The sequence below is a fragment of the Nitratidesulfovibrio oxamicus genome (assembly GCF_015731765.1).
GTDB lineage: Bacteria > Desulfobacterota > Desulfovibrionia > Desulfovibrionales > Desulfovibrionaceae > Cupidesulfovibrio > Cupidesulfovibrio oxamicus.
On sequence record NZ_VRYY01000811.1, the window covers coordinates 1 to 10590 of the forward strand.

Consider the following 10590-nt stretch of genomic DNA (forward strand, 5'->3'; position numbering starts at 1 on the left):
TCTTCCGAGCGGTGCACGCCGCGGCAGGGGCAAGGCCGAAGCCGCCAGCCCCGAAAAGGGCAAGCCCGCGTCAGCAGGCAAGGCCGCGACCGGGAGCACCCCCCGCGCCAAGGCCCCCGAACGGGAAGAGGACGAAGACGACGGCATGCCCCTGCTGCTGGAAGACTACCTGAGCGACGACGACCGCCTGGACGACGTGCGCGGCTCCTCTCCGGCGACAGGCAGCGTGTTCGGCCAGCGGCTGCCCTCCGGGGCCAAGGCGCAGGCCCAATCTGGCCAGCCCTCGCAGTCTGCCCCGCCCAGGGGCAAGGCCGCCGCAAAGCCCAAGGCAGCCCCCAAGGCCGCACCGGCACCGGTACAGCCCATGCTGACCGAGGCCCTGAAAGGCGACGGCGCGTTCGACGACGAGTTCGACGATGACTTCGACGAACAGCCCGGCGGAAACGAAACCGATGACGCTGCCTCCGGCAACGCGGCCACGCCCGCCAAACGCCGCAGGCGCCGCCGCCGCAAAAAGCCCGCCGGGGCTGGGCCCGAAGGCACGGATGCCGGTACGGCACACCACGCGGAGGCCGACGCCGAATGAGCGCCGGGCCGCTGCCGGGCATGAGCACATCGCCCGCCTATACCGTCGACGAAGTCATAGACAACTTCGCCGCCCTGCTCGATTCCTTCGACTTCACGCCGGAAATCGACGCCATGGGCATCGGACGCATGCAGTTCATGCGGCGCAAACGCGCGTTGCAGGATCTGCGGGCCCTGTTCATCGCCCTGTGGCGGCTGGCCTTGCGCAGGTCGTTCCCGGACGACTTCGAGGTGATCTTCGAAACGTTCCTGGAACGCTTTCAGCAGACGCCCACGCGCAATGCCGCCAAAAGGGAGACCGCCGCGCTGACCGAAAAGGTGCGCGGCTACGTGGGCATGCTGGAACACAAGGGCGATGCCGACTTCTCCGAGGCGGCCCACCACCTGGTGTCCCTGCTGTCGCTGGGCGATGCCGAGGCCAAGGCACTGCGCCTGCGCCTGGCCCTGCACATCCGGTCCACGTACAAGCTGATCTTCGACAAGCTGATCTAGGCTCGGGCTGCAATCGGCCCCTTGCCCCTCGACATGACAAGACACGACAAAGGGGAGGAACCGCGAGGTTCCTCCCCTTTTCATTTCCGAACGTATTTAAAACCAGCACCGCTAAAGCACACCGCGGAAGGCGGTGTCGACACAAGAGGATTTTTTGCTTTCTGCCGAGGAAGACCGGCTTTTCATGAAGGGAGTGTACTCTTTTCGTACTCGACCGGAATGAAAAGGCGGTCTGACGACGGCAGAAACAAAAAGGCCCTTGTGTCGGCGCCGCCTAGAATTCCCAGCCAGCGGAAAGGCCGAGCAAATGCGCATCCCCATCATGGAAGCGCACGTCGTAGATGGTGCCGTCATCGCTGCGCACCTCGCCGTCACGGCCCTTGATCCACAGGTAGGTGTACGAAACATCCACCCGCCACGGCCCGTCGTGCAGGCCCACGCCCACGCTGTACAACTGGCGGTCGTTGGCGGGCACCAGGAAGTCGAGATGGTCGGGGTTCACGGGCTCGCAGTCGTAGACGTACCCCGCGCGCAGGTCCACCATATCGGTCAGGCGGTACTCCACGCCAAGGCCCAGCCGCCACACGTCGCGCCATTCGGTGGTCTTCACGCTTTCGGTCACGCCGGGGGCCAGCGGATCGCCGTAGCCGATGCGCAGTTCGTCGTAGCTGCTCCAGAAGGTGCGGGTCACGTCCAGGGCCACGCTCCAGCGGTCGTCCGGCTCCCACGCCACGCCCACGCGCACTTCGCCGGGCAGGGTCACGGACCCCTCTGCATCGGTATCCCTGAACAAGGACGCGGGAACCGTCGCCCCGTTCTTGTCGAAGGTCGCCCGGCCTTCCAGGTTCTGCTTGATGGGCGTGCGGAAGCTGGCCCCCAGTGCCACGCTGTCTGTGGCCTTCCACCAGGCGCCGCCGTTCAGGCCGAAGCCGGTCGAGTCGCCCTTGACCCTGCCGTCGATGTCCGTGGCGCCCACGGCGGTGGCCTGCTTCTGGTCGTATTCGAACCACATGGCCTCGACGCCGAAGCCGAATGCGAAATCGCCGTGGCGCACGCCCAGCACCGGGTTCACCGACATGGACTGGATGTTCACCGACTGCAATTCGGTGCGGCCCACCCAGCCGGACGGGTACTCCGTGCCCAGGCCGAAGCGCGAGAAGGTGCCCACGCCCAGGAACAGGTTGTCGTTGATCCGGGTGGTGGCGTAAGCATGCGGAATGGTCCACATGTTGGATTCCGCGTCGGTGGTGTCGCCGTTGACGTCCACGGACACCTGCGGCGCCACCACGGTGACCCCGGCCAGGGTTTGCGTGCCCTCCAGCTGGGTGACCAGGGCGGGGTTGAAGGCGATGGACGAAGGGTCGGCCCGGCGCGCCGTCATGGCGCCGCCCAGCGCGTTGCCCCGCGCGCTGAATTCGTACATGGCGAAGCCTGCGGCTTCGGCAAAAGGGGACCATGCCGCGACGCAGAGCAGCGCGGCCAGAAGAACACGGAACACAGTGCCTCCGATATGCATGCGGCCCGAAATGGCCGTGCGACAACCCGGCGCGCACGCCGCCCGTTACCGGGCCGCGTTCCCTCGCGCGCCAAAGGCGGGCGGCTGTTGGCCGCCCTTGTCCACATCGTGCAGTGCCGAGCGGAAACATGTAGAAACATTTGCAGGACATGGCAAGGACAAACGCGTTGGGGGGCGCAGTGCTGCGGCCTTCTGGCAGCAGGGGGACCGGGGGTAACGCGCCGGGCAGGGGCTGGCTGATGGCTGGCTGGTGGTGGGCCGGGGGCAGACGGGCGGGCGGCATCACGCAAAAACGCCGCGCGTGCGGCGCGGCGTCAAAAAGGGCGGGAGGATGCGGCTCGCAGGACGATACGCCCTAGGTGGTCACGTGGCGCTGATCCACCGGCAGCCGCAGGGTGAACACGGTGCCCCGGCCCGGTTCGGATTCCACGGTAAAGGTGCCGCCGTGGTTGGTGGTGATGATGAAGTAGGACACCGAAAGCCCCAGCCCCGTCCCCTCGCCCACGCTCTTGGTAGTGAAGAACGGTTCGAAAACCCTGCGCCGCACGTCCTCTTCCATGCCGGGGCCGTTGTCGGCCACGTCGATACGCAGCATGCCGCCCTCGTGGCGCAGGCTTACCGAGATGCGCGGCGGGTCGGGCCTGTCGCCGCGCAGGTGCATGGCCTGGGCGGCGTTCTTGAACAGGTTCAGCAGCACCTGCTCGATTTCGGTGGGCATGCAGGGCAGATCGGGCAGGCCTGTCGCAAAGTCGCGCACGATGTCGATGTGCCGGAAGTCGTACTTCTTCTTCAGGTCGTAGTCGTTGGCCGCCAGTTCCAGAGTGCGGTCCACCAGATAGGGCAGCGACACCCGCTGCCAGCGCGATTCGCTGCGGCGGCTGAACTCCAGCATGTTGGAGACGATGTTGGCCGCGCGATTGCCCGATTCGCGGATGCCCTCCAGAAAACGCAGGATGCCCCGGCGGTCCAGGTAGCCCCGGATGGCGTCCATGGAGCAGCCCGACTCTTCCGCCGCCACCACGTTGGGGGCAAAATCCGGGTCCAGCCTGCGCTGGATGTTCTGCGCCCCCTGCAGGATACCGCCGAGGGGGTTGTTGATCTCGTGCGCCATACCCGCCGCAAGCCCGCCCACGGACAGCATCTTTTCGGTCTGCACCATCATCTCCTCGATGCGGATGCGACCCGTGATGTCGTCCAGGCGCACCACGGCGCCAAAACTGCCCCGTGAAACCACGGGGTAGATGACGATGTCGAAGTAGCGGGTGACACCGAGGCCGGGCACGGGCGTCTTGTCCAGCGAAATGGTGCCGCCTTCGGCAATGGATCGGCGGATTTCGTCCAGCAGAAAGCCGAAGTCGGGCAGGGCTTCGCCCACGGGGCGGCCCAGCACGGCATCGCGCGAGAGGCTGGTGACGCGTTCCGCCGTGCGGTTCCACAGGGTGATGCTGCCGGACTGGTCCACCCCGACGATGATCGAGGGCATGGCGTTCAGGATGTTGTCGAGGTTGTTCTTGGCCTCGCGCAGTTCCTGTTCCACTTCCTTGCGGGTGGTGATGTCGGTGTGGGCCCCGGCCATGCGCACGGGCACCCCGTTGGAATCCCACAGGGCCGCGCCGCGCCCCAGGATCCAGCGGTAGCTATCGTCCTTGTGGCGCATGCGGTATTCCACCTGAAACTCGGACACGCGGCGGGCAAGGTAGTCGTCGTGGGCGTGCAGCACGGTATCCAGGTCGTCGGGGTGTACCCGCACCTTCCACTCGTCCAGCCGGTTGGGAACCTCGTGGTCGTCGTAGCCGATGATGGATTTCCAGCGCGGCGAAAAATAGACGGTGTTGGTGATGAGATCCCAGTCCCAGATACCGTCGCTGGTGCCGCCCACCACCAGGGCGTAGCGTTCCTCGCTGGCGCGCAGGGCCAGTTCGGTCTGGCGGCGGCTTTGTATCTCTTCCTGCAACTTGGTGTTGATGGCGTGCAGTTCGTTCTCGCGCTGCTCCACCTGGCTGCACATGCGCGAAAAATTCTCGGCTATCTGGGCCAGTTCGGCATGGGCGATGGATCCCATGTCATAGGCGAAGTCTCCCCGGGCTATCTGGTCCATGCCCGATTGCAGGGCCTCCAGCGGGCGGCGCAGAAGCACGCGCAGCAGCACCCCTGTGGAGGCCAGCAGCACCACCAGCACGCTGCCCATGATCAGGGCGCTGGCCTTCAGCAGCCGCTCCAGGCTGCGCCGGTAGTCCTGCAGGGTGACCACCATGGACACCCGGCCGATGACTTCCGACTCGAAGCGCACGGCCCGCTCGCGGAACACGGTGGCGTCGGGGTCCGCGCCCTTGCGCACCCGGAACAGGGTATTGCCCTGGGCGTCCTCGATGTGGATTTCGTTGATCAGTTCGTACTGCGCGAACACCGAACCGATCTGGTCCATGGTGCGTGCATCGAAGTTCCACATGGGAATGGACAGGATGTCGGCCAGGCGGGTGATGTATTCGTCGGCCTTGCGGTCCACCTCGTGCAGCATGTCGCGCGAAATCTGCACGTAGACGAACGAGAACAGCGCCGCCACCACCACCAGCACCATCACCACAAGGCTCACGGTGAGGTCGCGCGACAGCGAGCGCCCCTTGATGATGTCCGGGACGGAGAGTCCTTTGCTGGCGGTGGTGTTGCTCATGCGCGCGTCATGTCCCCGTCGCCTGTCTCGGAAGGGTCCGCCCCGCGCGTGGCACCCCGTGCGGGGCGGGCGGCGGCGCATCGGCCTTCCGGTTTCCGACAACCTACACGATGCGCCATGCGATGGAAAGAGCGGCAGGACGATGGGTGGAGCAGAAATGCAATCGCCGGGGCGGGGTTGGCCGAACACCGTTGTCCGGCCAGGCGGCACAGGCTCGCCCGGACCCTCCCGGCCCTTGTCCGCCTTGACTCGCCGGGGGTTCTGGGCAAAGTTGTGGCGGCCCCGTGACCGGCAGGCTCCCACCCGGCCCGACCGGGCCGGGCGGACGCGGCGCCCGGACACCAAGGGCTCGCACCGACGCTTCTCACCGCCACTTCCCCCACATCTGGAGGACGACATATGGGTTTCTTCAGCGCCATCAAGAAATTGTGGACACCCCGCGAGGCAGATGCGCCCACGGCCCCGGCAGCCGAACCGGCAGCGGCACCACAGGACAACGCCACGGCGACGCCGGAACCGGCGGTCCCCGACACTCCGTCAATCCCCGGCGCTCCAGTTGCCCAGGACGCCCCCTGGCGGGACGAGTTGGCCCGCGCCCTGCGCCAGTCCGAACCTCGCCTTTCGGTGTGGCTGGGCCACGTGCTGGCCGGGGTGGACGAGGCGGACGACACGTTGTGGGAACGGCTGCGCTTCCTGTTCGCGGCGCTGGAAACCCCGGGGGCCGAGGCGGAAGCCTTCATCGCCGACTTCCGGCGCTGGCTTGCCGCCATGGACTACCGCTACGTGAGCGACTTCCGCTCCGAACTGCAATACCGGCTGGCGCTGGCCCTCGACCTGGAAGACGAGGAAGACGAACGCAACCGCCTGTTCCTGAAGCTGACCGAAGGCCTGGCCCGCACGCGCGAGCAGATCACCGGTCGCATCGACGCCCTGCTGGCCTCGCATGGCCGCATCGACGCCACGTTCTGGGAAGAGCTGGAAGAAATCCTGATCATGGCCGACGTGGGCTTCGAGCCCGCCATGCAGTTGACGGGACGCCTGAAGGAACGCGCCCGCAAGGCGGGCACCGACGACCCTGCCGCCTTCCGCGACCTGCTGCGCGAGGAATTGCAGGACATCTTCCGCGCGCCGCGACGTATCGCCGCCGTGACCCCGCCCGAGGTGGTGCTGATGATCGGCGTCAACGGCGTGGGCAAGACCACCACCATCGCCAAGCTGGCCCACCGCGCCCGCATGCAGGGCAAGAAGGTGCTCATCGCCGCGGCGGACACCTTCCGCGCGGCGGCCATCGAACAACTGGAAGTGTGGGCCGGGCGCGTTGGGGCGGACTTTCACGCCAAGTCCGCCGGGTCGGACCCGGCTGCCGTGGCCTTCGAGGCCATGGACGTGGCGCTGGCGGGCGGCTACGACATCGTGTTCGTGGACACGGCGGGCCGCCTGCACACCAAGGTCAACCTGATGGAAGAACTGCACAAGATCCGCCGGATTCTGGAACGCAAGCACCCCGGCGCGCCGCACCGCTCCATCCTGGTCATCGACGCCACCACCGGGCAGAACGCCCTGTCGCAGACCAAGCTGTTCAACGAGGCCTGCGGGGTGGACGAAATTGTGCTGACCAAGCTGGACGGCACGGCCAAGGGCGGCATCGTGGTGGCGGTGGCCATGCAGTTCGGCATTCCCATCACCTTCGTGGGCCTTGGCGAAAAGATGGAAGACCTGCGCCCCTTCGATGGCGGCGACTTCGCCCTGGCCCTGCTGGGCGTGGGCCGCGAGAAAGACGAACACAGCTGAAAACGCACGGCACGTGCACTTTCCGCATGCAAGGGGGGACTCATGTCCCCCCTTTTTTATTTTCTCTCCACTTTCTTCAAGCGCAGCAACTCCCCCCCGCCAGGCCAACCCCATCGACCTTCAAATAACAGGCTTGACATCATAACTCGTGAGTATTTATTGGCCATATCCGGTACAATGCATATTTTTATATCCATACACCGGAGGAGACATGAAACTCGCCATTCTCACCGTGCTGCTTCTCTTGTTTACACTCCCCTCGCATGCGCAGCCTCCGCAAAAAATCATCATCGGAAAAGAAATCTCCAACCAAAGCTATTTCAGCGATTACGTTTCCGAAAAAAAATCACTCCAGGAAAGAATCAATAAAAACAAACAGGACCAAACAAGTCAAGAAAAACGAACTGAAGACCCGCTTGAAATGTCGTTCATTACCGCAACGTGCATCCAGTTGCTTGCCATGCTGGGAGTCAATGCGGCCTCTGCAGCCAAGACGGCAGCATTCGTTGCATTTCTTTCAACCCTGTCCATCATTATCTACATACTCTTCATTATAAGACACAATAGAAGCAAGTGGAAGCTGATGACGGAAAAGGGATCGTTGCGCCTTCTTGCACGAAAGATAAAACTCAATAACATGTCAATATTGTTTTTCTGCCTGATGACATCATGCTGGGCAAGCACCGCTCATGCAAACACCAACATCCTTCAAGATCTCAAGATGTATTATTCGAACGACGCCATCGAGAAGCGTTACGTTGCCTGCAAGTATTCCTCGAAGGCCGTTGTCATGGGCATGAACACCATCGAGAATCAGGAAATCTACCCCGTCGCCTCTAACGATTTCGAGCGAAAGCATAATGCGATAGTGATATTATACCACAAGTCGTTAAAGGTTGACGCGGGGGATTTCGAAACCCTGCTGGAGGCCGCTGAAGAGCCCGCCCAGTTCGAAAAGGCGGCAATCCTTCTGGCGAAAAGCGCCCCCGACGTGATCCGCGATGCCCTGGCAACGCATTACGCCGCTCTCGCACCCTCGGGAAACCAGCCGGACTACGACAAGCTGCACGCCAGTTACACAGCCATGGCCGCAAGGCTCAGTGGCGCGCAGAAGCCCCTGCTTGACGGCACGGTGCGCCCCATGCTGCCCGGCATCATCGAAAAGGTACGCAACATCCGGCAGTTCCATACCGCGTACACCATCGCCACCAACTGCGCCGGGGCGGAAGAGAACAAGGATCGCATCGTCGGCATACTGGCGCGGGTTTCCATGCGGCTCGACCCTCTCGGCTCTATCCAGATAGCCCGCATAGCGCAGGTGGGGGGCCGCGAGACCTTCCGCTCCCGCTTCGAAGGCGTAAAATCCCAGCTTGCCGACATCGCGCACAGCGCCCCCCTGTCGCGCGAATTCTCCGACCTGATGACCGACGTCCAGAGCCGTCCGGCGTTGTTGCCCGTTTTCGAGCCCGAACAGCTCGTGAACCTGCTGAAGCAGCACAACCCGGCGGACCGCATGCGCATCATCGCCCTCATTGATGCATCCGTGCCGTCCATGGGCGCCACGGCGCTCTCCAGCGTCACCCAGACCCCGAAGGAACTGGCCTTCCTTCCCGCTGACGCGTGGGTGTCGTACGTGACGGTGGCCCGCAAGCACACCCCCGGGCGCATCCGCGAAATCCTTGTGGCCTTTGCCCGCACCCTTGCGGAACAGACCGTGCCCATCAGCCCCTCTGACGTCGACACCATTCTTGCCGCCGCCCAGTTCGACAAGGCCGAATTCTACGATGCCTACCTGAACCAGGAAATGGCTGGCACCGCCACCAGCGTCAGCAACCCCTACATCTGGCAGCAGGCTCTTGCCCAACTGCCGGATGACAAGGCGCGCGGCTACATGGAACTCATCAAGCGCAAGTCGCAGGTGGCAGAGCAATCGCTCATCGCACTGAGCGGAAAGGACGTATCGCTCCTCGACCAGGCGCTCACCGCGTTTGTGAACAGCGATCCCAAACAGCTCAAGAATTACGAAATTCCCAACACGCTGCTCGACCTGTCCGCCATCCTCCCCGCCTTCACGGATGCAACGGTCAAGGACATGCACACCATCTCCGCCACCATCGCCTTCATTGCCATCGAAACGGGCAAGCAGGCCCCGGACACTCGGCTCATCAAACGCGCCATGGTCCCCTACCTGCAACAGGTTTTTCGCGATTTCCTGAACAGCGAGGGACGCAAGGTCGAAGAAGAAGACGTGGTTGCCGCAGTGATCTTCGCCGACCTGCTTGCGCGCGTTCCTGAAAAACCCTTTGCCGACGAGGTGTTCGTACTCGGCAACATCGCAAGGGACTACTTCAGCGGCAAGACCGCCAACGCCAACGACGTCCTCAAGGCGCGCCTCGGCACCCAGTCCCCCGCCGCAACCCCAACCCATTCGCCGCTCGCAGCCACAGCCTTCTGGCTGCGCACGGCTGGCTTCTTCTCCATCGGCGCGTCCATCCTGCTCGGCATCGGCCTGCTGCTGTCGGTCAACCACGCCATTACCAGGCTGCAGCCCGGCGAGAACTTCAGCTTCCTGCAATTCGCGCTGACGGCCATGAACAACTGGACCGCCTTCCTCATGGCGTCGCTCATGCTCTTCCCGATGGCCGTGCCGTGGCGGCTTGCCGTCCAGTTCTGCCAAGCGGTGAGCACCATCGGCACCCCCAGGCTTTCGGACGCCGAATGCCTTGCCCGCAACCAGGAACTTTCGAACTGACATGGGGGGGAACCAAACAATGCACGCATCGCGCTCATACACCGCCCGGGCTGACCACGCGCGCCACGGCATCGCGCTTCTGGCTCTCTGCCTCGTCCTGCTGACCGGCCTTGGCGGTTGCGCCCCCATGCAACCGGTCACGCGGGAAGGTCGCGAATCGAACCTGCTGCTGCTGCAGGACGGCACCATCAGGCTTACTGGCGACATAGAACAGTCGTGGAACTGGATCACCCACCGGGACGATATGATCAAGCTGTACTATGCGCAGGACTGGCCCAACCTGGTTAACCTGGTGGCCTCGATCAACTACGAAAACGACCTGGGATACATGTACCTGGGTGAGAGTGCGGAAAAACTCGGCCACCCGGAGGCCGCGATCCGTTACTACCAGTTGGGCTACGGCATCGCCATGGGCAGCAAGCGCTACAAGCAGTGCGAATTGCACAACGAGTGCCTCGGCCTTGACCTCAGGAGGGAGTTGCCCCGCCGTGTGGCATCCATCCGGTCGCAAATGCAGGCAAAACTGGAGGCGGAACAAGCCCGGAAGCGCGAAGAGGAACGCCGCGCGGAAGAAGAGCGCCGCAACCGGGAGGCCGCCGAAAAAGCCGCCCTCGAAAAGAAGAAAAAGAAAAAGGCACCCGAAACAGCCAAGGCAGCGCCCGCAGCGCCCGCACCTTCCGGCGAGGGCGCATTCACCGGCGGCAACACCGCCGCGGCGCCCCCCCAGGCGCCCCAGTCCGGTACGCCCATGAGCGACAACGCCCCCCCGCCCCCGGTGTCAAC

General features: G+C 64.1%; 6 protein-coding genes and 1 pseudogene. 5 read left to right on the plus strand and 2 right to left on the minus strand.

Going from position 1 to position 10590, the window contains the following annotated elements:
* Together FVW20_RS19065 and FVW20_RS19070 are read left to right on the plus strand one after the other, a co-directional pair.
* A pseudogene (locus FVW20_RS19065) lies at positions 1 to 586 on the plus strand (DEAD/DEAH box helicase); the annotation flags it as partial.
* Positions 583 to 1077 carry a hypothetical protein gene (locus FVW20_RS19070; RefSeq protein WP_196610805.1) on the plus strand — a complete coding sequence of 165 codons (495 nt, stop codon included), beginning with the start codon at positions 583 to 585 and terminating at the stop codon, positions 1075 to 1077. The pseudogene FVW20_RS19065 and the gene FVW20_RS19070, both read left to right, overlap by 4 nt.
* Positions 1078 to 1351: 274 nt before the next feature.
* Here the strand turns inward: FVW20_RS19070 and FVW20_RS19075 are convergent, their stop codons facing one another.
* Complete coding sequence (locus FVW20_RS19075) at positions 1352 to 2575, minus strand: OmpP1/FadL family transporter (protein WP_196610806.1); 1224 nt, start codon at positions 2573 to 2575, stop codon at positions 1352 to 1354.
* A 373-nt stretch (positions 2576 to 2948) separates the two neighbouring features.
* Positions 2949 to 5264: a PAS domain-containing sensor histidine kinase gene (locus FVW20_RS19080; protein WP_196610807.1), complete on the minus strand. Its 2316-nt coding sequence runs from the start codon at positions 5262 to 5264 to the stop codon at positions 2949 to 2951.
* A gap of 399 nt (positions 5265 to 5663) precedes the next feature.
* On the opposite strand from FVW20_RS19080, the gene ftsY reads away from it, so the two are divergent.
* From ftsY to FVW20_RS19095, 3 genes are all read left to right on the plus strand, one after another.
* The gene (gene ftsY / locus FVW20_RS19085) at positions 5664 to 7055 is read left to right on the plus strand and encodes a signal recognition particle-docking protein FtsY (protein ID WP_196610808.1); all 1392 of its coding nucleotides are present in this window, start codon (positions 5664 to 5666) and stop codon (positions 7053 to 7055) included.
* 211 nt (positions 7056 to 7266) lie between these two features.
* The gene (locus tag FVW20_RS19090) at positions 7267 to 9807 is read left to right on the plus strand and encodes a hypothetical protein (RefSeq protein WP_196610809.1); all 2541 of its coding nucleotides are present in this window, start codon (positions 7267 to 7269) and stop codon (positions 9805 to 9807) included.
* Between the two features lie 19 nt (positions 9808 to 9826).
* The coding region (locus tag FVW20_RS19095) for a hypothetical protein (protein ID WP_372435024.1) at positions 9827 to 10590 on the plus strand (764 nt) is incomplete at its 3' end.